25 protein-coding genes are annotated in these 23792 nt (G+C 53.7%); 7 read left to right on the top strand and 18 right to left on the bottom strand.

Going from position 1 to position 23792, the window contains the following annotated elements; all coding sequences use genetic code 11:
- Nucleotides 1-2: 2 nt before the first annotated feature.
- Nucleotides 3-338 carry a PadR family transcriptional regulator gene (locus EQG79_RS02705; RefSeq protein WP_077920159.1) on the bottom strand — a complete coding sequence of 112 codons (336 nt, stop codon included), beginning with the start codon at nucleotides 336-338 and terminating at the stop codon, nucleotides 3-5.
- Between the two features lie 274 nt (nucleotides 339-612).
- Nucleotides 613-3006 carry an ABC transporter permease gene (locus EQG79_RS02700; RefSeq protein ID WP_129599755.1) on the bottom strand — a complete coding sequence of 798 codons (2394 nt, stop codon included), beginning with the start codon at nucleotides 3004-3006 and terminating at the stop codon, nucleotides 613-615.
- Nucleotides 3007-3334: 328 nt separating this feature from the next.
- Here EQG79_RS02700 and trpF point away from each other — a divergent pair, with 328 nt between their 5' ends.
- The 3 genes from trpF (at nucleotide 3335) to EQG79_RS02685 (ending at nucleotide 5580) form a co-directional block, all read left to right on the top strand.
- A complete protein-coding gene (gene trpF / locus EQG79_RS02695; RefSeq protein ID WP_077920157.1) occupies nucleotides 3335-3955 on the top strand; it encodes a phosphoribosylanthranilate isomerase in 621 nt (206 codons plus the stop codon).
- Nucleotides 3956-4081: 126 nt separating this feature from the next.
- The gene (locus tag EQG79_RS02690; protein ID WP_129599751.1) at nucleotides 4082-4558 is read left to right on the top strand and encodes a PspC domain-containing protein; all 477 of its coding nucleotides are present in this window, start codon (nucleotides 4082-4084) and stop codon (nucleotides 4556-4558) included.
- Between the two features lie 2 nt (nucleotides 4559-4560).
- Nucleotides 4561-5580, top strand: coding sequence for a LiaI-LiaF-like domain-containing protein (locus EQG79_RS02685; RefSeq protein ID WP_129599748.1), 1020 nt, complete (start codon nucleotides 4561-4563; stop codon nucleotides 5578-5580).
- 89 nt (nucleotides 5581-5669) lie between these two features.
- Here EQG79_RS02685 and EQG79_RS02680 read toward each other — a convergent pair whose 3' ends face one another.
- From EQG79_RS02680 to EQG79_RS02645, 8 genes are all read right to left on the bottom strand, one after another.
- Nucleotides 5670-6125 carry a Spy/CpxP family protein refolding chaperone gene (locus EQG79_RS02680; protein WP_077920499.1) on the bottom strand — a complete coding sequence of 152 codons (456 nt, stop codon included), beginning with the start codon at nucleotides 6123-6125 and terminating at the stop codon, nucleotides 5670-5672.
- Between the two features lie 5 nt (nucleotides 6126-6130).
- On the bottom strand, nucleotides 6131-6595 hold the full coding sequence (locus EQG79_RS02675; protein ID WP_077920154.1) for a hypothetical protein: 465 nt from the start codon (nucleotides 6593-6595) through the stop codon (nucleotides 6131-6133).
- 67 nt (nucleotides 6596-6662) lie between these two features.
- Nucleotides 6663-7235: an RNA polymerase sigma factor gene (locus EQG79_RS02670; protein WP_129599745.1), complete on the bottom strand. Its 573-nt coding sequence runs from the start codon at nucleotides 7233-7235 to the stop codon at nucleotides 6663-6665.
- Between the two features lie 101 nt (nucleotides 7236-7336).
- On the bottom strand, nucleotides 7337-8290 hold the full coding sequence (locus tag EQG79_RS02665; protein WP_129599743.1) for a transketolase family protein: 954 nt from the start codon (nucleotides 8288-8290) through the stop codon (nucleotides 7337-7339).
- A gap of 137 nt (nucleotides 8291-8427) precedes the next feature.
- The gene (locus EQG79_RS02660) at nucleotides 8428-9285 is read right to left on the bottom strand and encodes a transketolase (protein WP_077920151.1); all 858 of its coding nucleotides are present in this window, start codon (nucleotides 9283-9285) and stop codon (nucleotides 8428-8430) included.
- 71 nt (nucleotides 9286-9356) lie between these two features.
- On the bottom strand, nucleotides 9357-9806 hold the full coding sequence (bcp, locus tag EQG79_RS02655) for a thioredoxin-dependent thiol peroxidase (RefSeq protein WP_077920498.1): 450 nt from the start codon (nucleotides 9804-9806) through the stop codon (nucleotides 9357-9359).
- A gap of 52 nt (nucleotides 9807-9858) precedes the next feature.
- On the bottom strand, nucleotides 9859-11754 hold the full coding sequence (locus EQG79_RS02650) for a M23 family metallopeptidase (protein WP_129601124.1): 1896 nt from the start codon (nucleotides 11752-11754) through the stop codon (nucleotides 9859-9861).
- Between the two features lie 207 nt (nucleotides 11755-11961).
- The gene (locus EQG79_RS02645; protein WP_077920150.1) at nucleotides 11962-12573 is read right to left on the bottom strand and encodes a fumarylacetoacetate hydrolase family protein; all 612 of its coding nucleotides are present in this window, start codon (nucleotides 12571-12573) and stop codon (nucleotides 11962-11964) included.
- 226 nt (nucleotides 12574-12799) lie between these two features.
- Here EQG79_RS02645 and EQG79_RS02640 point away from each other — a divergent pair, with 226 nt between their 5' ends.
- Entirely contained in the window at nucleotides 12800-13621 is an 822-nt protein-coding gene (locus EQG79_RS02640; protein ID WP_129599741.1) for a M48 family metallopeptidase, read from the top strand.
- Between the two features lie 88 nt (nucleotides 13622-13709).
- Here EQG79_RS02640 and sucC read toward each other — a convergent pair whose 3' ends face one another.
- Entirely contained in the window at nucleotides 13710-14927 is a 1218-nt protein-coding gene (gene sucC / locus EQG79_RS02635) for an ADP-forming succinate--CoA ligase subunit beta (RefSeq protein WP_077920148.1), read from the bottom strand.
- Nucleotides 14928-15077: 150 nt separating this feature from the next.
- Here sucC and EQG79_RS02630 point away from each other — a divergent pair, with 150 nt between their 5' ends.
- Nucleotides 15078-15734, top strand: a complete 657-nt coding sequence (locus tag EQG79_RS02630; RefSeq protein WP_077920147.1) for an ABC transporter ATP-binding protein — start codon at nucleotides 15078-15080, stop codon at nucleotides 15732-15734.
- Nucleotides 15735-15981: 247 nt separating this feature from the next.
- Here the strand turns inward: EQG79_RS02630 and EQG79_RS02625 are convergent, their stop codons facing one another.
- The gene (locus EQG79_RS02625; RefSeq protein ID WP_129599739.1) at nucleotides 15982-16587 is read right to left on the bottom strand and encodes a GNAT family N-acetyltransferase; all 606 of its coding nucleotides are present in this window, start codon (nucleotides 16585-16587) and stop codon (nucleotides 15982-15984) included.
- A 194-nt stretch (nucleotides 16588-16781) separates the two neighbouring features.
- Between EQG79_RS02625 and EQG79_RS02620 the strand changes: the two genes are divergently transcribed.
- Complete coding sequence (locus EQG79_RS02620; RefSeq protein ID WP_077920145.1) at nucleotides 16782-17162, top strand: hypothetical protein; 381 nt, start codon at nucleotides 16782-16784, stop codon at nucleotides 17160-17162.
- A 77-nt stretch (nucleotides 17163-17239) separates the two neighbouring features.
- Here the strand turns inward: EQG79_RS02620 and groL are convergent, their stop codons facing one another.
- Nucleotides 17240-18880 carry a chaperonin GroEL gene (groL, locus tag EQG79_RS02615; RefSeq protein ID WP_077920144.1) on the bottom strand — a complete coding sequence of 547 codons (1641 nt, stop codon included), beginning with the start codon at nucleotides 18878-18880 and terminating at the stop codon, nucleotides 17240-17242.
- Nucleotides 18881-18992: 112 nt separating this feature from the next.
- Nucleotides 18993-19289: a co-chaperone GroES gene (locus EQG79_RS02610; RefSeq protein ID WP_077920143.1), complete on the bottom strand. Its 297-nt coding sequence runs from the start codon at nucleotides 19287-19289 to the stop codon at nucleotides 18993-18995.
- Nucleotides 19290-19553: 264 nt separating this feature from the next.
- Between EQG79_RS02610 and EQG79_RS02605 the strand changes: the two genes are divergently transcribed.
- On the top strand, nucleotides 19554-20267 hold the full coding sequence (locus EQG79_RS02605) for a hypothetical protein (RefSeq protein ID WP_077920142.1): 714 nt from the start codon (nucleotides 19554-19556) through the stop codon (nucleotides 20265-20267).
- Nucleotides 20268-20356: 89 nt separating this feature from the next.
- Here EQG79_RS02605 and secG read toward each other — a convergent pair whose 3' ends face one another.
- From secG to EQG79_RS02585, 4 genes are all read right to left on the bottom strand, one after another.
- Nucleotides 20357-20752: a preprotein translocase subunit SecG gene (gene secG / locus EQG79_RS02600; protein WP_077920141.1), complete on the bottom strand. Its 396-nt coding sequence runs from the start codon at nucleotides 20750-20752 to the stop codon at nucleotides 20357-20359.
- Nucleotides 20753-20804: 52 nt separating this feature from the next.
- Nucleotides 20805-21641, bottom strand: coding sequence for a hypothetical protein (locus EQG79_RS02595; RefSeq protein WP_077920140.1), 837 nt, complete (start codon nucleotides 21639-21641; stop codon nucleotides 20805-20807).
- Between the two features lie 84 nt (nucleotides 21642-21725).
- Nucleotides 21726-22313 (bottom strand): LPS assembly lipoprotein LptE, encoded by a 588-nt coding sequence (lptE, locus tag EQG79_RS02590; protein ID WP_077920139.1) that lies wholly within the window; start codon nucleotides 22311-22313, stop codon nucleotides 21726-21728.
- A complete protein-coding gene (locus EQG79_RS02585) occupies nucleotides 22303-23712 on the bottom strand; it encodes a sigma-54 interaction domain-containing protein (RefSeq protein WP_077920138.1) in 1410 nt (469 codons plus the stop codon). The genes lptE and EQG79_RS02585 overlap by 11 nt, the downstream gene beginning before the upstream one ends.
- Nucleotides 23713-23792: the final 80 nt, after the last annotated feature.

Genomic DNA, 23792 nt, shown 5'->3' with positions numbered 1-23792 from the left:
GATTAACTCCATGTCAGGATCGTTTGAGGTACGATTCGTTCCCAGAGCCGGCTGCGGACCGACTGTACCTCACTCAGGATGCGTCCGCCCAGGGGAGTAACGGTGAAGAGCCGCTTCCGGCGCCCACCGCGTTCGGGGGTTGCTTCGCCCAAATGAGAGGAGAGATATCCTTTCTGTTCCAGCCGCTGCAGGGCCGCATGAACCGCTCCGGTACTTACCAGCTGGCCCGTTTCCTGCTCGAGCACCTCGGCAATAACGACCGAATAGGCTTTTGGAGACAGTACAGCTACGGCTAATAAAACCACCTCTTCAAACTCGCCCAAATCGCTCCGTCTCATGCGATAAAAAGTAGAAATATGGGATTCAACTTATTTCATCTATTTCTGTATGTCAAATGTCTTGCCAAAGAGTGAAAACCGGCATTCCAGGCTAAACAGACTGTTTTTGTAGTATACAACTGGGTTAGGCTGTCCGTTTCTGGACAGAGAGCGGACACTGTCGGACAGTAAAAAAAAGAGCCATTCCGGGGCGGAATGGCTCCTGATCTGTTTTACACTGCTGGCATCAGCCCTGTAGTTAGTTCAATGGGGCTTCGCTTCCTGACTAGTTTACTCATTCGCTCCGTAAGCTCTTTACCGGGTCCATCAGGGCTGCTTTGACGCTTTGGAAACTGACCGTAAGTAGCGTAACCACCAGGGCGCCCGTTCCTGACAGGGCGAAAACCCACCAACTTAGCTCCGTGCGGTACTCGTACGTCTGGAGCCAGTTGCTGAGCACGTAATACGCAATGGGGGTAGCCACGCCAAACGCGATAAGCACCAGCCATACAAAGTCCTTTGACAACAACCGCCACACAGTGAACACCGACGCCCCCAGTACTTTCCGAACGCCAATCTCTTTGGTTCGCTGCTCGGCCATGAACGACGCCAGACCGAACAGGCCGAGGCAGGAAATAAAAATGGCAAGGCCGGCAAAGAGGCTGGCCAGCTGACCGATGCGCTCCTCCCGTCGAAATTTCTGGTCATATTCGTCGTTGACAAACGTGTAGTTGAACGGGGCCTCGGGCAGATGCTCTTTCAACACAGCACCGATGGCACTCAGCGACGCCTGAGCCGGCCGTTCCGGGTTCAACCGCATGGTCAGGAACTTACCGGGCTGCCGGGCGATGAAAAAAACCGACGGCTTTACGGGGTCATAGGGCGAGTCCATGACCATGTCTTTGATGACCCCAATGACGTGAAACCGAACGTCAAAACCCTCGCCCTCCCAGCTTATGGGCTGGCCGATCACATCGCGGAGACCCATAAACGCTACTGCCGATTCGTTGAGGACCAGTCCCAGCGAATCGGAAGCCAGCTGCCGGGAAAAATCATGCCCCTGCAGAAATTGCCACCCTACCGTTTTGCCAAACTCAGCCGATATGCCTACGGTCGCGAAATTGACCTGAAGCGACGGGTCCTTTCCCGGCCAGTCAAAACCGCCATTTGTCGATCGTACTTCAGTAAGTGGACTGGCCGATTCGGCAACGTCGAGTACCGCCCCCGATTTGATCAATTCGTTTCGAACGGTTTCGCGGTGGTCCTCATAATCAGGCACGTTCAGCAGGAGCGAAATCAGCCCGTTGCGGCTGTAGCCAATGGGGCGGTTTTTGGCGTGTTGAATCTGGTGATGAACGACCAGTGTACCCATAATCAGGGTAATTGACACCGTAAACTGGAGCACGACCAGTACCCGCCGGGGCGTAGCTACGCCAGTTCCTGCCCGAAACGTACCCTTCAGCACGGCCACGGGCCGGAACGAAGACAGGTAAAGCGCCGGGTAACTGCCCGCCAGTAACCCGGTTACCAACGTGAATCCCAAACCCAGCAGCCAGAACACGGGCGACTGCCAGGGTATCTGAATGGATTTGTCGGCAATCTGGTTGAAGAACGGAATGGTGAGCGAAACAGCTCCCAAAGCCGCTATGTAGGCCAGCGTGACAACCAGCAGCGACTCGCCAAAAAACTGGGCTATCAACTCATGCCGACCTGACCCGATGGTTTTTCGAATGCCTACTTCTTTGGCGCGGTTCATGGAGCGGGCCGTACTCAGGTTCATGAAGTTGATGCAGGCCAGTACCAGCACAAACAGCCCGATAATGCCAAACAGCCAGACAAACTGAATACGCCCGCCTTCATTGATCCCATTTTTCCATTCTGAATGCAAATGCCAGCGGGACATGGGGAAGAGGGTAACCTCGGGCTTCAGCGCCTGGCCGCTCTCGCTTTTGCCGACGAGCAATGGTTTGATCCTGGCCGAAACAGCCTCGGCGGTAACCTGCGGATTGAGCTGAACAAAAATTTCGAACGAGGTATTAGTCCAGTCATCTTTGGCCTCGTTTACCCAATCCGTCGATGCGGAGTAGAGGTCCCAGGGGGCAATAAATTGTACGTCAGACAGGCTATTGCCGGCGGGTATGTCCTCGTAAACCCCCGTAACTTTCACCGTCATGGTGTTGTCGATGGTCAGCGTCCTGTGCAGCGGATTGCCGTTTCCGAATACAGCCTTCGCTGCCGACTCCGACAGCAATATGGAACCGGGTTCTTTTAACCCATCCCGACTGCCTTGCCGCATCACCAGAGAGAACATGTCGGGGGCTTCGGGGGTCATGAATTTGCCGCTCCTGGAGAAAACCTGATTGCCAGCTTTCAGGGTATGCCAGCTCGTCCACCACGCCAGAACGACGTGCCTGAAATTATCGCCGTAGGTTGTCCGCAGGGTGTTTACGGCCGGTATCGGCAGGCCCGATTTGGTTTCGGTCTGCCCGTTAATGGTCCGGGTTCGCATTACCTGGGCAATGCGCTCATAGTTCTGATGGTACGTATTGACCGATAGTTCATCGAATATCCAGAGTCCGATCAGTAAGGCCACGGCCATCCCGACGGTCAGTCCGGCAATGTTGATGAAGGCATATCCTTTGTTCCTGACCAGGTTTCTGAGGGCTATTTTTAGATAATTACGAAGCATAAGAGGACGTGGGTAAAACGGGTCCGGCAGCCTGGCGAACGAGAGGGGGACTTTGGTTACGACAGGCAAACCCGCGTTGTCGAACCCCTCCGGAACAGCCTGTTCAAGTAGTTAGTGTTGCTATAGGCTTTGTTGATCAAATGTGATGCCAGGCAAGGCGAAGGGGACTGAGCGCGCTGAAACGACGAAAAGCTTTTGGATTACTGTCCGGAATCGTACAGATAACGTCCGCCAGCGAACATTTCCAGCGGTCAGAAACGCAGGATCAAGACCGACTCGCCCTAACTTAGCGCCCCAACTGTCAACGTGTAAACCGAAAACCGGTCATATGGCTCTGCAAACACTCGTAAAGATTTCTAACGTTACCAACCTGAGCGATGCCCGCTACTGCGCCGGCATGGGTGTCGATTTCCTGGGCTTCTCCATGGATGCCGACTCTCCCGACTATATCGACCCCAAAAAATTTGCGGAAATACGGTCGTGGGTGGCCGGTGTACAGATCGTTGGTGAGACCCGCTCCAGCGATCCCGACATAATTGAACAGCTGCTGGAGGCCTACCAGCCCGATCTGCTTCAGATCGACGAAGCCGCCATACTGCCTTACCTGAGCACGTTCGACAAACCGCTGATCCTGCGGGCCGACCTGTCGCAGTTAACCCTCGATCAGCTCGATGCGCTGGTTCAATCGGGCGCGGCCGGTGCCGAATATGTCCTGCTCGAAAGTCCCGACCATGTTCATTTCGATGAGGATCTGAAAAAAGCCATTCAACAACTGGCCGTTCGGTATCCGCTACTGCTGGGCACCGGCATTTCGGCGGATAATGTTCATCAGCTGCTGGCGGAGCTGCCGGTGAAAGGTATAGCCCTGCGTGGTGGTGATGAAGAGCGGCCGGGCAACCGGGAGTTTGGGGAGCTGATGGATATTCTGGAAACGATTGAGGTCGATTAGCTACTATGCATAACCTACTATCATTGAAAACATACTTCCATCAATAGCCGCGTCCATCTGTCCAGTTCCGTTTCCACACATCCTGCCAACCTGCTACGTTTACAGTGGTTTTAGACACTAGAAGCCATGAACAAACGATTCGAACGCATCGCCGACGAAGCCATAGTAGGGGGCGTATGTGCGGGCATAGCCCATTATTTCGGCATTAACCGAACCGTAGTGCGGCTGATTTTCCTGATCGGTATTCCCTGGCCGGCCTTTCCGGCATTCCTGATTTACATTATCCTGTGGATTGCGATGCCAAAGCAGCCACTGGGTGCGTCAGTCAATCAATTAACCGTGTATTCAAATCCTGTTTTCTCCATGAACCCTTACAACCCGAACCAGCCTGCATCGCCCGACCGGAGTCTTATTGGCGGGGCCGTCCTGATTATTCTGGGCGTCTTGTTTCTGCTTGACCGCTATTTCAACATCGACTTTGGCGATCTGTGGCCGTTTATCCTGATCGCAATCGGTTTGTGGCTGATTTTCAAGGATCGGATCAAAACACCGTTCGATTCTAACAATACCAATAATCCGAACCACCCGAATACCGATTTATAACCATGCGACGCCATAATGGATTGTTCTGGGGCATTTTTCTGCTCACGCTGGGGGTGCTGTTCCTGGCCCGAAACGCAGGATGGCTCGATGTAGACTGGCATTCGCTGGTCGACCTATGGCCAGTGCTGCTTATTCTGGCCGGTGTCAACCTGATTCTCGAACGGCGTGGCAGTTCGGCTGCGTTTGTAACGACCGTCATGCTGGGCGTCGCCGTGCCCACAACGCTCTTCGGATTCTTTGCCCACGATCGCGATCGGGATGAGTATAACTTCCGCTGGCACCGCGATAACGACGACGATGACGACGACAACCGCTCGGCCGATGACGATAACGAAGACGATTACCGCTCGGAGCGGGATCGCCGGCAGTCGGACGGGAACTCGGTTCAGTCGAATACATTTACGGAGTCGATGGATGCCGACACGCGGGAGGCCGTACTGAAACTAGCGGGTGGGGCGGGTCGGTTCACCATCGGTGACCCGACCGCCGAACTGATCAAAGCCGATACGAAGCAACACCAGGGTACCTACTCGATGACGGTTGACCGGGACGCCACGACCCGGATTCCAACCATTGAACTGAAGCCCACAGACGAGGATCAGCACATAAACCTGAAAGATGGCGAATTCGACAATCGCGTCGATATTCACCTCAACGCGAAACCCGTCTGGTCGATGGACGTAGCGCTGGGCGCCGGGCAGGGAGATCTTGATCTGAGTGCGTATGCCGTCAAGAGCCTGAAAGTAGGCGTTGGAGCTGCCGACCTTGACCTGAAACTGGGCGACAAAGCCGATCAGGCCGATGTGAAACTCGATGTAGGCGCTGCTTCGGTAACCGTTCACGTACCGAAAGGGGTGGGCTGCCGGATCAAAAAGGATGGTGCCTTAAACATCGAACGGCTGGACGATTTTACCAGCGTGGGCGATGGCGAATACGTCAGCCCTGGCTATGATGCCGCCAAGAAGAAAATGCTCATCCGTTTCGACGGCGGGGTGTCAAGCTTCAAGGTGGTGCGCTACTAAACGGGAGCTTCTTCATAAACAAGGCCCGGTCTGCTCACTGGCAAACCGGGCCTTGCTGTATGTATACACCTGAAGAGGCCGATGCGCGTCTAGTTATTCTGATTGTTCAACTGGTTGAGCAGCATCTTGTTAAATGCCTGCTCGGTCCGGTACAGTTCGTTCAGCTGGGCCGCGCTGATCACCTTCAGAAACCGGTCCATATACTCCTGATCAAGATCGGCCAGTTTCTGGCGGGTTGCGTTTACCTCCCGCAGGCCATTTTTCAGCTGGTCATCGCTCAGGTTGTTACGGGCCGGTTCGTTGCGGAGCTGCCTGATCCGGCGGTTCAGCTCCTGCTTTTTGGCGTTGTACTCGTTATATACGGCCCAGAACTGTGGCGCCTGATCGGTAGTCAGGTTCAGCCGATTCGTGATCATACCAATTTTGGCTGCTTCGATCTTCTGGCGCCCGTTGGGGTCATTTTGTGCTGAAGCAACCTGGGCCGTAAGCATCAGGCCGATGATCCAGCTTATCCATTTCAATTTCATAGTCGTAGAAATAGCCATAGTCATCAGGAGCCAAGTTTGGTCGACTCCCGAACATTCTGTTCATCAATAAGTTGCTGAATGTCATCCGGCCGAACATTCAGGTACTGGATGGCGGTGGTATCGTTACCCATCGACGAATGAATCTGGTCGCTGTCGGCCAGTTCATACGGATCGATCCCCTGTTCGTCGAGGTAAGCCGCAATGGTTTCTTTGCCTACACCCGCCAGGGCTTCACTGCCCAGCGATTCCTGCCGTTCGGGTAGCGTTTGCCATACCAGCACAGCAATCAGGCTGGCGCCTGCCAGCGTAGCGGCTGTCCGTTGCCACGACCAGCTGATGGTAAAAGCTGGCTTTGAGCGCTGGGCCAGGCGGGCCTGTACCCGCGAGGGCAACGCGTCAAAATAGCCGTCGGGAGCCGTAAAAGGCGGTTGCCGGAGCGGATGCTCCGGTGGAAGTTCGTCGAGCCGGTATAAATTCTTGTCGTTCATGGCCTTTGTGTAGGTTGCACACAATTTAGGTTGTATCGGGTGTTGGACAGCTGGTTTGCGTTCAGGTTTAATCAGTTGTATCGGTTTTCGTCAGATAATCCTCGATTTTTTTGACGGCGAGGTGATACGACGCTTTCAGTGCGCCAACCGATGTTCCGGTAATTTCTGAAATTTCTTCGTACTTCATGTCGTCGAAGTACTTCATATTAAATACCAACCGTTGCTTGTCAGGGAGTTTGAGCAGGGCTTTCTGTAGTTTGAGCTGTACTTCTTCGCCACTCAGCTCGTTGCCCGACGTCACGTAATCGGCATTACTCTCCAGCTTCTCCATCAACTCACCCTCTACATCACCGATGGGCAGAAAAAAACGCCGGCGTTTCTTGTTGAGGAAGTTCAGGCACTCGTTGGTGGCAATCCGATATATCCATGTATATAACTGACTGTCACCCCGAAACTGTTCCAGGCTATTCCAGACTTTAATAAATGTCTCCTGTACCAGATCGTCGGCATCGTCATGGTCAATAACCATCTTCCGGACGTGCCAATAAATTTTCTGCTGGTACTTACGTATCAGCAGATTAAAGGCGTAGTTCCGGCTCGACGGGTCCTTAAACTTGGCTAGGAGTTCTTCGTCTGTCATTGTGCTGACTTTTCGGTGTCTGGTGTTCGGTCTGGGCGGGTACTACCGCAAACTGGCGTCTGAAGGCCTGTCCGTGAACCGAACACCAACCACCGAAAATCTTATTTTCTTGCCATTACTTTCTTCACCTGCTCAACAATTTTGTCGGCAGTAAGACCGTATTTCTGCATCAGCTGGTCGGGCGTGCCGCTTTCGCCGAAGGTATCGTGTACACCCACGTATTCGAGCGGGGCCGGGAAGTGGCGGGCCAGTACCTGCGCCACGCTATCGCCCAGACCGCCGTTGAGCATATGCTCTTCGGCCGATACCGCACAGCCCGTTTTCCGTACCGATGCCAGGATAGCCTCTTCGTCTAACGGTTTGATGGTGTGAATATTGACAATATCGGCTTCAATTCCCTGCTCGCTCAGGATTTCGCCCGCTTTAATGGCTTCCCAGACCAGATGGCCTGTGCAGAAAATCGACACCGCGTCGCCTTCATTCACATGCCAGGCTTTACCAATTTCGAACTTCTGGTCAGCGGGGGTGAACACCGGAATGACCGGCCGGCCGAAGCGCAGATAGACCGGACCCTCATACTCGGCAATAGCGATCGTAGCGGCCTTGGTCTGGTTGTAGTCGCAGGGGTTGATAACGGTCATGTTGGGCAGCATTTTCATCATGCCCAGGTCTTCCAGAATCTGGTGGGTAGCGCCGTCTTCGCCCAGGGTCAGGCCCGCGTGGGAAGCGCAGATCTTTACGTTCTTGTTCGAGTAAGCTACCGACTGCCGGATCTGGTCGTATACGCGGCCCGTGGCGAAGTTAGCGAAGGTGGTGGCGAAGGGAATTTTGCCGCCTATGGTCAGACCAGCCGATACACCGATCATGTTAGCCTCGGCGATGCCACACTGTACGAAGCGCTCGGGATATTCTTTGATGAACGTTTCGAGTTTGAGCGATCCGGCCAGGTCGGCGGTCAGGGCAATGACGTTCGGGTTTGAGCGGCCCAGCTCAGCAATACCCGCACCGAAGCCCGAGCGGGTGTCTTTTTTGTCGGTATAGTCGTATTTTTTCATTGTTTTTGTAGAGACACAATGCGTTGCGTCTGTGTTAGTTCGCCGAAGCGAGGGTTGGCAGGGTGATGAGCGGGATAGAATCGCATCGATAGTCGAACAGAACGCCTTCCCGGCAAGCTGTTCGGCTATGTCAAGACTCAATAATCGGTAACGCCAATGGACAGCGGCAGGCCGTTGAGGGCTTGCTGCAGCTGGTCGGCGTTGGGAGCCGTACCGTGCCATTTGTAATTACCAACCATGTACTCGACGCCGAAGCCCATCTCGGTGTGCATCAGAATCATGGTGGGCACATCCGGGTTCTCCTGCGATTTACGAAGCGTCCGGATCACGTCACTGATGTCGTTACCTTCCATCTCGTCTACAAACCAGCCGAACGCGCGGTACTTGGCCGCCAGATCCCGGTTGTCGTTCACGTTCTGGGTGGTGCCGTCAATCTGCGCGTGGTTGAGGTCGATGATCGCCGTCAGGTTACCCAGTTTTTTGTTTGGGGCAAACTGAGCTGCTTCCCAGATCTGACCTTCCTGCTGTTCGCCATCGCCCATGAGAACATAAACATGTTTGTCGTCGCCGTTCAGTTTTTTGGCATAGGCGGCCCCGCAGGCAACCGACAGGCCCTGACCCAGTGAGCCCGAAGCAATCCGAACGCCCGGAATGTGTTCGGCCGTAGCTGGGTGACCCTGCAGGCGGCTATCCAGTTTGCGGAATGTAGCCAGTTCCGAAATGGGGAAGTAGCCCGCCCGGGCCAGTACCGAGTAAAACACGGGCGAAATGTGACCGTTCGACAGGAAGAACAAGTCTTCGTCGTGACCGTTCATGTCGAAAACCGGTTTGCCATCTCCGTCCTGCTTCCGACGCATGATGTCGAAATAGAGGGCAACCATGAAGTCGGTGCAGCCCAGAGAGCCGCCCGGGTGGCCTGAGTTAACTGCGGCTACCATGCGGAGAATGTCGCGCCGTACGGCGGTAGCAATACCTTCAAGTTGTTGTAGTTCCATATACGTAGCGCGGATGTCCACGTCCGCATCTGTCTTTAAACGTGTGTTAAAACCGGACGTGGACATCCGGATTAAGATAAAATTTGTTCGGCGTGCTTTCGGGTATCGACTTTGCCGATAATGTCGGTAATAACACCGGCTTCGTCGATCAGGAAGGTGGTGCGTACGGTACCCATGTATTTTCGGCCGTACATCGATTTCTCCTGCCAAACCCCATAGGCATCAACAACCTGCCTGTCCGTATCCGAGACGAGCGAAAACGGCAGGTCGTATTTGCTGATGAATTTCTGATGTGAGGTCTGGTTATCGATACTGACTCCCAGTACTTCGTAGCCGGCTGCCCGCAGGTCTGCATAATTGTCGCGCAGGCTACAGGCCTGAGCCGTACAGCCCGACGTATCATCTTTAGGATAAAAATACAGCACTACTTTTTTACCCCGGTAGTCGGAGAGCCGGATCGGATTGCCGGCCTGATCGGTACTGGAAAAATCGGGGGCGGGGTCGCCGACGGATAGAGGCATAATCAGGTCAGTTTTCGGGTTACCGTATTCAGTGGGCTGGGAAAACCCCACGCTAGCGTTTTTTTCTCTTTTTTGCCGGTGCCTTCCGAACAGGGCGCGGCTCGTTGATGGTGGTGCTGTCAGAACCTATATTGCCACATCGGTCTTTTACCTGTACCAGCACTTCGGCCCCCACCTCAAACAGTTCGTCGGGGTCCAGTTTGTCGGACCATAACAAAGCCCGTTTGTAATCATACTGCATCAGCACCCACTCGCCATCGACCAGCGCCCGGAATTCGGCAATGCCGGACAGATCATCGCGAATACGGGCCGAAATACCTTTGGGCGTTGCGCCCAGTATCTCGACGGTTGGCGGCAACGCGTCGGTCATCAGCCGAAACTGGCCCAGTGACCGGGTTTTGAACTCAATCCGGCCGTTGCGCCAGACACCGCCCAGAAAACTGGCCCGCCCCCCGCTGGTCCAGTAGGCTCGGGTGCGCGCCGTATCGATGGCTATCGGATACGTAGGCGTGTGCTGTACCAGCAGGAAGTCGTTTAATGGAATGGTCGGCTGGTTAATTTCGATACCCCCACCCGGTAGCGTGCGCATGGCCAGATGCAGGGTGTCGAACAGAGTTTTGGGACTGAACTCAAGCCGGGTTGTTCCATCAACTAACACTTCTGAACGACCGGGGAAAATGCGTTTTTTTAGATTGGTTCGCACAACCCCCCGACCAAACTGAACGGAGTCTGGCATGTGCTGTCGCAAATCTAGGAGATAAACGGCTTGATTGCTACGGACGTAGCTGGCGGGTTGTTCCGTAAATGAGCGTCCGGTGAAGAGTTTAGCGACAGGCGGGGCCGTGGCTGATACATTTCGGACGGTTAGCTTGAGCACATTTTCGTCGGTCGTAATCGTGGCCGTTGGCTGACCCAGCGGGGCGTCTTCGCTGATGTTGGCGCCTGCGGCCGGTATCTCCGTCGAGTCGTTGCCTGCGCCGGCCGCGGGGGTCTCTGGCAGGAGGGTAAACGTCAGTCGGGTGGCGTGGTCGTAAGCGTCGTAGAGGGTTAGCATGACCTCGTGGGGCTTACCGTCGAGGAGGGGGAGCCGGCCCCGGTAGCTGGCGTTGCTCTGGAGCTTGTACAGGTTTAGTATATTACCATCGGCAATGTAGCCCCGGTGATACCGCTGCCCGGTCATCTGCTCTACTTCGTAGTTTTCGTGAACGTTCATGAACCGCGTCTGTTCGTTCGGGAAGCTATTCATGTTGTAGGCAAAAACCTCCCGGCCGTCGAGCCGGATTTCCAGACAGCTGATCCCATTCCGGTAGGGCGAACCGCTGGTTTTGTCATAGGCCAGTACCTCGAGGCCCACCAGACCCGAAGCTGTAATGGGCTGGGTAATGGTGTAGGAGCCGTCGGGCCGTCGGGTAGGGGCGTAGCTGACGCGCTGGTATTCGCCGTTGATGCGCGAAGTCGGCGTCATGGTCTTGAGTGCAACGCGCTCGAAATAGGGCGGCACTTCATCGCGAAGCTCCTGAAAGCCGTAAAGTAGTGGATTGATCAGGTTGTCGTTGGCGTCGCGCACTTCAAAATGCAGATGCGGCCCGCCCGAGCCGCCGGTATTGCCCGATGCGGCAATGACATCGCCTTTGCGCACCGGAAACTGGTTCGGGGCCGGGCGCAGGTCTATTTCAAATGTACGACGGGCATACTGCTGCTGGCGCAGGTACGTGCCTAGGGTGTCGTTCAGGTTGCGCAGGTGGCCGTATACGGTAGTAAGACCGTTCGGATGCCGGATGAAGATAACGTTGCCATACCCGCCCGTAAATACCGCTATGCGCGAGATGTAGCCATCGGCCGCTGCGTGAACGTCCAGCCCTTCGCGACCACCGGTGCGGATGTCCAGCCCCGCATGGAAATGATTGGCTCGTAAATCGCCCAAACCGCCCGACAGCGAGTTCTGCATGCCTGGCTGTATCGGGAAAAGAAAATAATTGGGTTCAATGGCCAGGTTGGGAGCTGGCGGTGGTGTTTGGGCCAGCGCCAGACTGCCAATGGCCCAAAGCCCTGCAATCAATAGATGTTGAATCTTCACTATACGCTTGTATTCCGTGAGGGTACGTTCCTGATCAGCAAAGGCCAGCCGGCTTGCTGCTCCCTGTAAACAGCCTGCTTATTTTACGTCGATCTCCAGCATTTTCCGGTCTTCGAGGTAGGCCGTAAGCCGATCGCCCACCTGTACCGGGCTAACCCCTTTCGGGGTGCCGGTGAAAATTACGTCACCCTGCTGCAGCATGAAATACCGCGATACGAAGGCAATCAGGTAATCTATTTTGAAGAGCATCAGGCTGGTATTACCCTGCTGCCGGGTCTCGCCGTTTACGTCCAGTCTGAAGTTCAGCTGCTGCAGGTCGGCAAACTCCGTTTTCGGTACAAAGCCTGACATGGGGGCTGAACCGTTAAAGCCTTTAGCCAGCTCCCACGGCAACCCTTTTGCTTTCAGCTTGCTCTGTACGTCGCGCGCAGTGAAGTCAATGCCTACTCCGATTTCGTCGTAATATTTATGGGCGAACTTCTCGTCGATATTTTTGCCGACCCGGTTGATTTTGACCAGAATCTCGACCTCATGGTGGACATCGGACGAGAAGTCAGGGTAAAAAAAAGGTTCGTTTTTGAGCGGAATGGCCGTTTCGGGCTTCAGGAAAATGACGGGGTCATCGGGTTGTTCGTTGTTGAGCTCCTGAATATGTTCGGCGTAATTACGGCCAACGCAGATAATTTTCATAGTAGTCAGGTAAGGCGCATAAACAGCTGCTGTGGCAAAGCTCCGGTCGAGCGTTTTCCGGTCAGCTGGCACTCAGCAGCCGCTGTAATGACAGTAAACGAATCTGAATGGCACAAATCTAAGGAGTAAAGAGGGGCTGACCGAACTCACCCTGAAAAATTTGAACAAATCCAGTACGTTGTCGGTCATAGTACGTTAGAGTTGTCACTCAATACCCCATTATTCTATGAAAAACGCAATAATTGTTATGCTGGCCGTGGGTCTCGCCATTGGCTGCCAGAAGGTTCCCATTACCGGACGAAACCAGCTGAAGATAATTTCGAATGATCAGCTGCTGCCTCTGAGTGCCCAGAACTACCGGGAGGTACTGGATACAAGCCGGGTGGTTCGGAGCGGTTCGCAGGCCGATATGATCAGACGGGTGGGTAGCCGACTCCGGACGGCTATGGAAAGCTACATGAACGCGAATAACTACGGCGATCGGATCAAGGGTTTCCAGTGGGAGTTCAACCTGATCGAAAGCCCGCAGGTCAACGCCTGGTGTATGCCGGGGGGGAAAGTCGCGTTCTACACCGGTATTTTGCCGTATACGCAGAATGAGGCCGGTGTTGCCGTTGTCATGGGCCACGAAATCTCGCACGCGCTGGCCGATCATAGTGCCGAGCGCATGAGCGAAGGACTGCTGGCGAACGGGCTGATTCAGGGCGGGCAGATTGTAGCGGGTACCGCTGCCCGGAACAGCAACGGCCAGGTGAACGCAATTCTGCTGCAGTCGGTGGGTGCTGCTTTGCCAGCTGGGTATCAAGTCCTCCGGGCGTTGCCCCATAGCCGTAAGCAGGAGTCGGAAGCCGATCGGCTGGGGCTCATTTTTATGGCTATGGCCGGTTATAATCCGCAGGAGGCTGTTGATTTCTGGGGTCGCATGGCAAAGGCCGGTGGTGGCAACAAACCCCCGGAGTTCCTGTCGACCCACCCGTCCGATCAGCGTCGTATCCGGGATCTGCAGTCACTGATGCCCGAGGCCATGAAATTCTACCGCCGGGGCTAATACGCTCGTGTTTACAGACAAAAAAAGCCGAAGCGCAAGCTCCGGCTTTTTTTGTCTGTAGCAGGCCACCTTACGGGGCCATGTCCTGTTATAACGCTTCCACTACTGCTTTCACTTTGGCCGCAGCCTCTTTGAGCAGCACCGCCGACTGCACTTTCAGCCCCGACTCGTCGATGATCCGGGCGCCTTCTTCGGCGTTCGTACCCTGTAGACGAACGATAATAGGAACCGGAATGTCGCCAATGGCTTTGTATGCTTCTACTACCCCCGTGGCTACCCGGTCGCAGCGAACAATACCGCCGAAGATATTGATCAGAATGGCTTTTACGTTCGGGTCTTTCAGGATGATGCGGAAACCGGCTTCTACCGTCTTGGCATTGGCTCCACCGCCCACGTCGAGGAAGTTGGCCGGTTCGCCACCCGATAGTTTGATGATATCCATAGTTGCCATAGCCAGTCCTGCCCCGTTCACCATACAGCCAACGTTGCCGTCGAGTTTGACGTAGTTGAGGTCATTGGCCGATGCTTCTACTTCGAGTGGATCTTCTTCGGTGATATCGCGCAGATTGGCCAGGTCGGGGTGGCGATACAGCGCGTTGTCATCGAGGTTTACCTTGGCGTCGACGGCCAGAATTTTATTGTCTGACGTTTTCAGCACCGGGTTGATCTCAAACATCGAAGCGTCCGTATCCACGTACGCCTTATAGAGCGAGGTGACAAACTTAACCATGTCTTTGAACGCGTCGCCTTCCAGACCCAGTCCGAAAGCGATTTTGCGCGCCTGGAAAGGCTGTAACCCAACCGACGGATCGATCCATTCTTTCACGATCTTCTCGGGGGTTTTTTCGGCTACCTCTTCAATGTCCATACCGCCTTCGGTGCTGGCCATGATGACGTTACAGGCTTTGGTACGATCGAGCAGGATACTCAGATACATTTCTTTCGGTTCCGATACGCCCGGGTAGAAAACGTCCTGCGCAACCAGCACCTTGTTTACCTTTTTACCTTCGGGGCCCGTCTGGTGCGTCACGAGTACGTTGCCAATCAGGTTTTTGGTAATGTCACGCACGTCGTCGACCGATTTGGCCAGGGCCACGCCCCGCTGTTCGCTGCCAACAACTTTGCCTTTGCCCCGTCCGCCTGCGTGAATCTGAGATTTCACGACAACGAACTTTGAACCATACTGCGCCATGATAAGCTTGGCGGCCTCAACGGCTTTTTCGGGCGATTCGGCTACGATGCCTTCCTGAATGCGGACGCCGTATTTTTTGAGAATTTCTTTCCCCTGATACTCGTGGATGTTCATAGCAACTGCAACAAGAGCGTTGAAAATCGTAATTTTGGCGGCAAATTAAGACTAAATGCCGAATGATGAACGCAGAATGATGAATGATGTCAATTGACGCATCGCTATTGTCGTTTATGGTTCGGTATTCATCTGTCATCCTTCTCGCTAATGCCCCTGCTTCAAGCTTCTGATCTGCGCCGGAATTATGGCGAACTGCCCGTACTGAAAGGAATCAACCTGAGTATCGAATCTGGCGAAGTTGTTTCTATCGTAGGAGCGTCGGGCGCTGGTAAAACCACCCTGCTGCAAATTCTGGGCACCCTCGACCGGCCCGACACCGGTGAGCTGCATCTGGCAGACCAGAACGTCTTTTCGCTAAACGACCGGCAGCTGGCGCGTTTTCGGAACGAGAAAATCGGTTTCGTTTTTCAGTTTAACAATCTGCTGCCTGAGTTTAGCGCCCTCGAAAACGTTTGTCTGCCTGGTTTCATTGCCGGCAAAGACGAGCGCAGCGTTCGTGAACGAGCTTCGTCATTACTGGCTACCCTGGGGCTTAAGGATCGACAGCATCATTTTCCGTCGCAGTTGTCAGGGGGCGAGCAGCAGCGGGTGGCGGTGGCGCGGGCGCTCATTAATGAGCCAGCTATAGTTTTTGCTGATGAACCCAGCGGTAACCTGGATTCCCGAAATGCCGAAGATCTGCATCAGCTTTTCTTCCGCCTGCGCAATGAATTTGGCCAGACCTTTATTATCGTCACCCACAACGAGGCCCTTGCTGCTCTGGCTGACCGAACCATTACGATCCGGGACGGCGTGGTTGAATAAGTAAATATACTTACGAATTTATTAGCTATTTTCTGCACCAAAACGGACTTAATGATTGATTATTAGATGTTTATAAAAAAGTCAAAAAATTATTTTGGGAAAAAGAATCAATCTTGTTTATTTTTGTTCTATAATTGTGTCGAAAAGAAAAGTTTTTCATAACGTTGAGTAAATCAGAAAGCCAAGAGAGTGTCTCGCTTGGCTTTTTTGTTTTTACTACCCCACTACCAGACCGTCACTGATTTCACTAGTGACCCGCCGGCAGTCTTTGTTGCTGCTCGTATTCTTCCCTTAATAATCCGTACAGTTTTAGGTCATAATAGGCCTCATCTACGTGTGTACCCTGGCGCAGGGTTCCTTCGTGACAAAAACCCATCGACTGATACAGGGCCTCAGCGCGGATATTGAACGCCCGTACGTCTAGCCACAGGCGGTTGGCCTTATATCCATCAAATACCAGCTCCATAAGCCGGGCAAGTGTAGCCCGTCCATATCCCTGCCCTTTAGCCTGTATAACAAGCCGTTTTAGAAGTATGGCTTTATCTGGACTCTTTAAACCCGATAGAATGCAGTGACCTATCGGGGTTCCTTCGGTCAAGACTATAAAACACCCATAGTCTGGATCAGCTACTGCGTTATCGTATTGAGCATGTGCCCATTGACCCACGAATCGCCGGTTTTCAGGATGGTTTTCCAGGGCAATAGCGAACGGGATGGAGTCCCTGGAGAATGGTTGTAGAGAGATCATGGCTGTAAACCTTGTTGTCGGACCTGTTTGTATGGTTGTTTTCCGGGCTTTACTGTCTTTCTGGCTCGGTACATTTTGCCGCTGATAAGCTGCATAAAAGCACATCAGTTGAATAGATTACGAATATCTGTTTGGCGGTGTTGCTGGCTGTGTATAAACTACTTATAAAAAATGTTAATCACTAAAAGTCACCTTTCGGAACTACCGAATAATCAATTTGACTATTTGCGTACTATTAGGCAAGGTTTTTGTTTAATATTTGGCGACGATACACCTAAAAAAGTTAAACAAGAAATTTTATGAGAGGTCAGTCTGCCAAAAGACCATTGCCTATACCAGATATTGCTGAAATGGACTCCGTATTAGTGAGTTGGCTTGAAGAAGTTACTCTGTTCTATGTCCATTACAACATGATTTCAACTCTTCTTGCATCAAAAAGTGTGAAACAAGACTTAAACAAAGAAGAGGAGAAGCAAACCAGCCAGCATATCAGTCAACTGACCTCACTAGCCATTACTATGCAGAGCGAATTGGAGAAACTAGTACAGGAAATGGATCAGGCTGACGCGCTCCAGCAATCAAATGCCGCTATGAACCCCGGCAAACTGGTGCTGCATACAGAACACCTTCGGCAGATGAACCAACAGGCTAAAATGCGGATCGGGCATGTCAGTGTATAGGTACGACAGCGACTGATAGCTCATAAAAAAACCTCCCGTCTAAAGACAGGAGGTTTTTTTACGAATGGGACTGATGATTACATCATGCCGCCCATGCCGCCACCGTGCATACCGGCTCCACCGCCAGCAGCTGGTGCTTCATCAGGCTCATCGGCAATAACGCATTCGGTCGTCAGCAGCAGACCTGCAATCGAGGCCGCGTTCTCCAGTGCCAGACGGGTCACTTTCTTCGGGTCGATGATGCCGGCAGCAAACAGATCTTCGAAGGTGTCGTTTTTAGCGTTGTAGCCGAAACCGCCATCCCCTTCTTTCACCTTGTTCACTACCACCGAACCTTCACCACCAGCGTTGGCAACGATGGTACGCAGCGGAGATTCGAGGGCTACACGGATGATGTTCACCCCGGTTTTCTCGTCTTCGTTGATGGTGTTTACACCGTCCAGAGCCGAAATAGCGCGGATCAAGGCAATACCACCACCGGTTACGATACCTTCTTCTACTGCAGCGCGGGTGGCATGCAGCGCATCGTCAACGCGGTCTTTCTTTTCTTTCATCTCTACTTCGGTAGCCGCACCGATGTAAAGGATAGCTACGCCACCCGACAGCTTGGCCAGACGCTCCTGAAGCTTTTCACGATCGTAATCCGAAGTCGTGTTTTCAATCTGCGCTTTGATCTGGTTGACGCGGCCAGTGATATCTTCTTTCTGACCAACACCGTTTACGATGGTGGTGTTGTCTTTGTCGATCAGGACTTTTTCGCACTGACCCAGGTAGTCGATCGAAGCGTTCTCCAGTTTGAAACCGCGCTCTTCCGAAATAACCTGGCCACCGGTCAGGATAGCGATGTCTTCGAGCATAGCTTTCCGACGGTCGCCGAAGCCCGGCGCTTTAACGGCAGCCACTTTCAGGGCACCGCGGATTTTATTGACAACGAGGGTAGCCAGTGCTTCACCATCTACATCTTCGGCGATGATCAGCAGCGGACGACCTGTCTGAGCCACCTGCTCCAGAACGGGCAGCAGCTCTTTCATCGACGATACTTTTTTCTCCGAGATCAGGATGAACGGACGATCCAGTTCTGCTTCCATTTTCTCGGTGTTGGTAACGAAGTAGGGCGACAGGTAACCGCGGTCGAACTGCATACCTTCTACGGTTTTTACTTCCGTTTCGGTACCGCGCGCTTCTTCAACCGTGATAACGCCTTCTTTACCTACTTTCTTCATCGCTTCAGCGATCATCGTACCGATCTCTTCGTCGTGGTTGGCCGAGATGGTAGCCACCTGCTGAATTTTGCCGAAATCGTCGCCGACGGTCTGGGCCTGCTGAGCCAGGTTAGCCGTTACGGCCATAACCGCCTTGTCGATACCGCGCTTAAGGTCCATTGGGTTCGCACCAGCCGCTACGTTCTTGGCACCGATCGAGTAGATCGCCTGCGCCAGTACCGTGGCCGTGGTAGTCCCGTCACCAGCCGAATCGGCCGTTTTCGATGCTACTTCTTTAACCAGCTGAGCGCCCATGTTTTCCATGGCGTCTTTCAGCTCAATTTCTTTGGCTACCGTCACACCATCTTTGGTGATGGCAGGAGAGCCGAATTTCTTGTCAAGGATTACGTTCCGGCCTTTAGGTCCGAGGGTAACTTTTACGGCATCTGCCAACGTATCGACGCCTTTTTTGATACGCTCGCGGGCTTCGGTATCGAAGAAAATTTTCTTAGCCATTGTTGTAAAATGATAAATTATGAATGATCAATGATGAACAACGGTATGAACAGCAAAGGGTGCCCAGGGCAAGCCACTCCGCGCTCATGCCTTATCACGCATCATTCTGTTTTTAAAGGATTGCGAAAATGTCCGATTCGCGCATGATGAGGTATTCTTTACCGTCAACGGTGATTTCCGTACCGGCATATTTGCCGTACAGAACCGTATCGCCAACTTGTACCGTCAGCGGCTCATCTTTTTTGCCTGCGCCAACGGCAACGACCGTACCACGCTGGGGTTTTTCCTTGGCCGTGTCAGGGATGATGATCCCGAACGAGGTTTTTTCTTCAGCCGGTGCGGCTTCTACCAGCACCCGGTCAGCCAGCGGTTTCACGTTCACTTTAACGCTTTCCTGTTCAGCTACCATAGTAATGAGTTGATTAAGGTTATTAACTGTTTGTGTAATGCATCACACAACCGCTCAGGCGGCTCTGCTTCCGGCCCGCCAATTACTGTGCCAAGACGCTAGTCTGTCAAAATTTCAGGGTTTTGTCTGACAGTCTGCCATTCGCCGATCTACCTCTATTCTCTTTGGCAGGAGAATCTCATTGGGCAAACAGAATTTGGCAGTTTGTGTCCAACTCATTATCTTAACTTTCTCATGCGCTGACAAAGCGATTTGTTTACGTCTATGAAAAAATTACAACCGGATTGGTTCACGCACAATTGGCTTGACGCAGAGTATCAGAAGTATGTCTTGTTGGCATATCTGCAGGCGGTCCAGCAGAATTTTATGGCCGATAAGCTCTGTCCTGACTTACCCGACTTACGTAACCATTACGAAGCCGGTGTTCGGTTTTCGAGGGGCAAAGGTACGCTTAATGCCGCCTTTCCCAAACGAGCAACGGGTATTACCGGCCCGCCCCCCCGAATTGAATACAAATCTGAGGTAACGGACGACGAATTCATGGCCGAGATCGATGCCACCCTGAATTTCGCCCTGCCGCGCCTACAATCTACCCTCACCGAGGGGCAACAACGATGGGCCGACATCGTGGCTACGCTAACCCTGGCGCCTATAGGACTGATGCCGCTACGGCCCGAAGAAGGATACCTGCTGCTCCACGCCACTAACCAGCCCGAAACGCATGTTTACTACTTTTCGGTGACGCTGTATTCGCAGCAGGAGCCGGGGGGGCGACTGGTGCAGTTCCGGTTCGTTGAAGCGATTCGGAAGAGCCTGGCTACCACCTTCGAAAGCATCAAGCTAGACCTGATCCGGCGGCATCGGCACCTGCCGAACCCGGCCACTTTCATGCTGGAAAGTAAGCGGACTTACCCCATTCAGGAAACGCTGTTGCCCATTGCGCGTCAGCTACTGGCTTCCCAGGTGGGACGGGCCTGAGCCGTCATACACACTTGCAATCAATTTGCTCAATCAAAAAAAGCCCTGACACGACGTCAGGGCTTTTTTTGGGGCCGATACCGGCTCTGTTATTTCTGGGGCGTCAGGGCCGAGGTCGACGCGCCGGGCGTTGCAGCGCCCGGAACTGCCTGGCTGGGGGCCGCGCCCTGGGTAGCGGGCGCTGGAGCCGCGGCTCCCGGCAGCGTTTGGGTTTGCGCCCGGTCAACGTTAACGCTGTTGACACCAGCTACTGCGTTGCGGTCAACAACAATGTAGGAAGCCAGCGAGAGAACCATGACGCCAATACCAAGGCCCCAGGTAATCTGTTCGAGGAGGTCCGTCGTTTTCTTGACGCCCATCAACTGGTTAGACCCTAAGCCACCGATTTCGCTGGTCAGTCCGCCCCCTTTCGAGTTCTGGATCAGTACCACCAGGATCAGCAGTACGGTGAGAATGCAAATGAAGACAATAAGTGCCGTTATCATGTAAAGAGTTTCTTAATTGGTTTAATGCGGTTTTCGGTGAACGACGACCCACTTAGTTGCCTGTTGCGTTCTGCGCGCTCTCTAATTCACCGATTTTTGCCGCAAAGTACGCTTTTTTCTCCGGATTTTTTGCCATCAGCTTCTCGTAGATTTCGCGGGCCTTGGCATATTTCCCCTGTTTCTCCAGAATTTTCGCAAAACTTTCTGTCACCAGGCCGCCTGCGCCACCAACCGGTTTGTTGCGTTTGGTCAAATCTTCCTGCTCCATCTGCTCACCGGGCCGGGTGCGGATCGGCGAGATACGCGGCTCGTTGCGGATGAAACTCTCGATCAGGTCGAGTTGACGCTGGCGCTCGATGTCTGCGGCCGACAGGGTCGGCTCGGCCGGTGCGGCTTCTGCAATCTGGGCCAGCTCGTTCTGCAGGTTGGTTTCGGCCAGCGTAGGGTCTTCGGGCGTCGGTACAGTGGCGGCTGGTTCCTCAACCGGTTGACCCGGCAAACGCAGCAGAGGCAGTTTAAGAAAGCTGTCGCTCAGGCCCGCCTTGGATTTAAACAGGGCGTAGCTTTCCTGCTGGTAATCGTCGGGGATGGGAACGTGTCTGGCCGAGAGCTCATTGAGCTTGGTCAGCAGATTTTCGGACCACTGAAATTCGTTGTCGATCAGTTTGCGCAGGGCATTCCGGCTGAGCGCATGGGCAGCTGCCTGCCGGATGAGCGGTACGGTCTGAGGCTTCAGGTGTACCGAAGCTGCCTTGGCGGTCAGGGTATGAAGCGACTGGCAGTAGGGATACTGTTGCAGGGTTTCCTGTAATTGTACGTAGTCGGTGGGGCTCAGGTCGTCGGGATGGGTGACCCAGTAGGAGAATGTTTCTTTGTCAAGAGGCTGCATACGGATGGGGGGCGTCGGGCTAGGCGAAAGTAAGGATGAATGATGAATAACGAATGATTTTATTGGTCAATTCATCATTCATCCTTACCAGTCGGCTGCCGTTTTATTGAATATATCGAGTACAATCTGGTCGAGGATTTTGGGTACCAGCCGGCTTTCGTTCTGACTAAGCGTCTGGTTCTGCGGAAAATCCTGGTAAAACGAGAACGACTGCTCAAAGTTTTTACTCTCGTCTTTGTTGTTGTAGAATCGGGCCAGCACCGTAATCTGCAGTCGGTTAACGCCGGCCTGGTCAGAAGCCGTCGGTGCTACGGCCAGCAGGTCGTATCCGGTAATGTTGCCTTCCAGCACCAGGTCACCGTTGCTGGGCAGCACTTTCAGGTTCGTGTAGCGCTGATAATACTCTTTGAGCTTTTCGTTGAACGTCAGGGGCAGGTTGGCCGGTCCGCCCGCCGTAGCCAGGGTGAAATTGTTGACCGTGACGGTCTTGATATCCGGCGATAGGGTTGTTCCCGTAAAAGAATAGATACTGCAGGATTGCATGACGACCGACGAAAGAAGCAGGCTGAACGACAACAGGACCCGCTTGAGCCACCTGGCCAGATCGATCGACGAATCGATTGTCGATTCGCTGGCACTGGCGGACTCCGTCATCATGGACTTACTCTTCATCAATTTCATACTGTTTGATTTTACGGTATAGGGTCCGCTCGGAGATACCCAGGGCCTGGGCCGCGTATTTGCGTTTGTTGTTATTTCGCCGGAGCGCTTTCAGGATCATTTCTTTCTCCTGCCGTTCGAGAGAAAGCGACTCGTCGTCTTCGGTTTCGTGGGTGACGTCTTCTATGGTTATATCGTTGACGTCGCCGTCTACATTGTCGAAAATCTGAACGGGCGGATGGCTGCCATAGGTTTCGGCGGGCGGGGGCGTTGGCCGGAATGACGAATCGACGGCCGGTCGGTTGCGGGGCGCGTCTGGCAGACCCAGGCCCGACTGAGCGGCTCCATTCAGGGCCGGCAGGTAGCGCGGGGCGTTACCATCGGCAGTTGGGTCGGCATCGGACGGAATGGAGTCGAACAGGTCGCGGTGGTTATGCAGAATCTGACGGCCGTCCTGTTCGTTACCCAGTACGTCGCGCACGAGCCGTTTCAGGTCGTTCATATCCCGACGCATATCGAACAATACTTTGTACAGCAGTTCGCGTTCCGAGAAGTTATCGCCCGCGGGGCCGCCGTTGCTCTGCGGAAACAGGGCCAGCGTGCGGCTGGGTTGCTGCGACTGGGGCAGGTATTTGCCCAGGACATCGGCCTCGATGGGCTTGTTCTGCTCCGACTCCAGAATCGATACCTGCTCGGCAATATTTTTCAGCTGGCGGATATTACCCGGAAACGGAAAGCTCATCAGCAACTGCTTGGCGCCTTCGGTCAGCTGCAGGGGCTTGATGCGGTAGCGTTCGGCAAAGTCGGTCGTGAACTTCCGGAACAGCAGTTCTATATCGCTGCCCCGTTCGCGCAGGGGGGGGACGTAGATCGGAACCGTGTTGAGCCGGTAATAGAGGTCTTCGCGAAACTTACCTTTGTCGACGGCGTCCATCAGGTTGACGTTGGTAGCCGCCACAACCCGTACGTCGGTCTTCTGCGTCTTTGACGAACCAACGCGGATAAACTCGCCATTTTCCAGCACACGCAGCAGGCGAGCCTGGGTGCCCAGCGGCATCTCACCGATTTCGTCGAGGAAGATGGTACCGCCGTTCGTTGTTTCGAAGTAGCCTTTGCGCGAATCGACGGCGCCGGTGAACGATCCTTTTTCGTGACCAAACAGCTCGGAGTCGATCGTTCCTTCGGGTATGGCTCCGCAGTTGATCGCTATGAACTGGCCGTGTTTCCGGGCGCTCAGGCTATGAATGATCTTGGAGAACGATTCTTTACCGCTACCGCTTTCGCCCGTTATCAATACGGTCAGGTCAGTGGCCGCTACCTGCATCGCCACGTTGATGGCGTAGTTGAGCGCCGGTGCATTGCCAATGATGCCGAAGCGTTGCTTGACCGACTGGATTTCCTGTTGATTCATAACTGTATCGAAAAATGACTACTGTAGCATGAAGACTGGATGCTGAAATGGATACCGCGCTCACTGTCCAGTCTTCATCA

Source organism: Spirosoma sordidisoli (assembly GCF_004138325.1).
In the GTDB taxonomy this organism is placed as follows: Bacteria; Bacteroidota; Bacteroidia; order Cytophagales; family Spirosomataceae; genus Spirosoma; species Spirosoma sordidisoli.
Note: the sequence above shows the minus strand (reverse complement) of the source record. Positions and strands in the feature narration are given on the sequence as shown.

What these genes read in the sequence shown, in the direction of transcription:
- EQG79_RS02645 (WP_077920150.1), bottom strand. Translation starts at nt 12,573, where the DNA reads ATGAAAATTATCTGCGTTGGCCGTAATTACGCCGAACATATTCAGGAG.
- EQG79_RS02675 (WP_077920154.1), bottom strand. Translation starts at nt 6,595, where the DNA reads ATGAACGACAAGAATTTATACCGGCTCGACGAACTTCCACCGGAGCAT.
- EQG79_RS02665 (WP_129599743.1), bottom strand. Translation starts at nt 8,290, where the DNA reads ATGAAAAAATACGACTATACCGACAAAAAAGACACCCGCTCGGGCTTC.
- EQG79_RS02640 (WP_129599741.1), top strand. Translation starts at nt 12,800, where the DNA reads ATGAAAAACGCAATAATTGTTATGCTGGCCGTGGGTCTCGCCATTGGC.
- EQG79_RS02585 (WP_077920138.1), bottom strand. Translation starts at nt 23,712, where the DNA reads ATGAATCAACAGGAAATCCAGTCGGTCAAGCAACGCTTCGGCATCATT.
- EQG79_RS02610 (WP_077920143.1), bottom strand. Translation starts at nt 19,289, where the DNA reads ATGGTAGCTGAACAGGAAAGCGTTAAAGTGAACGTGAAACCGCTGGCT.
- EQG79_RS02670 (WP_129599745.1), bottom strand. Translation starts at nt 7,235, where the DNA reads ATGACAGACGAAGAACTCCTAGCCAAGTTTAAGGACCCGTCGAGCCGG.
- trpF (WP_077920157.1), top strand. Translation starts at nt 3,335, where the DNA reads ATGGCTCTGCAAACACTCGTAAAGATTTCTAACGTTACCAACCTGAGC.
- bcp (WP_077920498.1), bottom strand. Translation starts at nt 9,806, where the DNA reads ATGCCTCTATCCGTCGGCGACCCCGCCCCCGATTTTTCCAGTACCGAT.
- EQG79_RS02700 (WP_129599755.1), bottom strand. Translation starts at nt 3,006, where the DNA reads ATGCTTCGTAATTATCTAAAAATAGCCCTCAGAAACCTGGTCAGGAAC.
- EQG79_RS02650 (WP_129601124.1), bottom strand. Translation starts at nt 11,754, where the DNA reads ATGCAGAACTCGCTGTCGGGCGGTTTGGGCGATTTACGAGCCAATCAT.
- EQG79_RS02595 (WP_077920140.1), bottom strand. Translation starts at nt 21,641, where the DNA reads ATGCAGCCTCTTGACAAAGAAACATTCTCCTACTGGGTCACCCATCCC.
- EQG79_RS02620 (WP_077920145.1), top strand. Translation starts at nt 16,782, where the DNA reads ATGAGAGGTCAGTCTGCCAAAAGACCATTGCCTATACCAGATATTGCT.
- EQG79_RS02690 (WP_129599751.1), top strand. Translation starts at nt 4,082, where the DNA reads ATGAACAAACGATTCGAACGCATCGCCGACGAAGCCATAGTAGGGGGC.
- EQG79_RS02630 (WP_077920147.1), top strand. Translation starts at nt 15,078, where the DNA reads ATGCCCCTGCTTCAAGCTTCTGATCTGCGCCGGAATTATGGCGAACTG.
- EQG79_RS02685 (WP_129599748.1), top strand. Translation starts at nt 4,561, where the DNA reads ATGCGACGCCATAATGGATTGTTCTGGGGCATTTTTCTGCTCACGCTG.
- EQG79_RS02680 (WP_077920499.1), bottom strand. Translation starts at nt 6,125, where the DNA reads ATGGCTATTTCTACGACTATGAAATTGAAATGGATAAGCTGGATCATC.
- lptE (WP_077920139.1), bottom strand. Translation starts at nt 22,313, where the DNA reads ATGAAGAGTAAGTCCATGATGACGGAGTCCGCCAGTGCCAGCGAATCG.
- EQG79_RS02705 (WP_077920159.1), bottom strand. Translation starts at nt 338, where the DNA reads ATGAGACGGAGCGATTTGGGCGAGTTTGAAGAGGTGGTTTTATTAGCC.
- EQG79_RS02605 (WP_077920142.1), top strand. Translation starts at nt 19,554, where the DNA reads ATGAAAAAATTACAACCGGATTGGTTCACGCACAATTGGCTTGACGCA.
- groL (WP_077920144.1), bottom strand. Translation starts at nt 18,880, where the DNA reads ATGGCTAAGAAAATTTTCTTCGATACCGAAGCCCGCGAGCGTATCAAA.
- EQG79_RS02660 (WP_077920151.1), bottom strand. Translation starts at nt 9,285, where the DNA reads ATGGAACTACAACAACTTGAAGGTATTGCTACCGCCGTACGGCGCGAC.
- secG (WP_077920141.1), bottom strand. Translation starts at nt 20,752, where the DNA reads ATGATAACGGCACTTATTGTCTTCATTTGCATTCTCACCGTACTGCTG.
- EQG79_RS02625 (WP_129599739.1), bottom strand. Translation starts at nt 16,587, where the DNA reads ATGTGCTTTTATGCAGCTTATCAGCGGCAAAATGTACCGAGCCAGAAA.
- sucC (WP_077920148.1), bottom strand. Translation starts at nt 14,927, where the DNA reads ATGAACATCCACGAGTATCAGGGGAAAGAAATTCTCAAAAAATACGGC.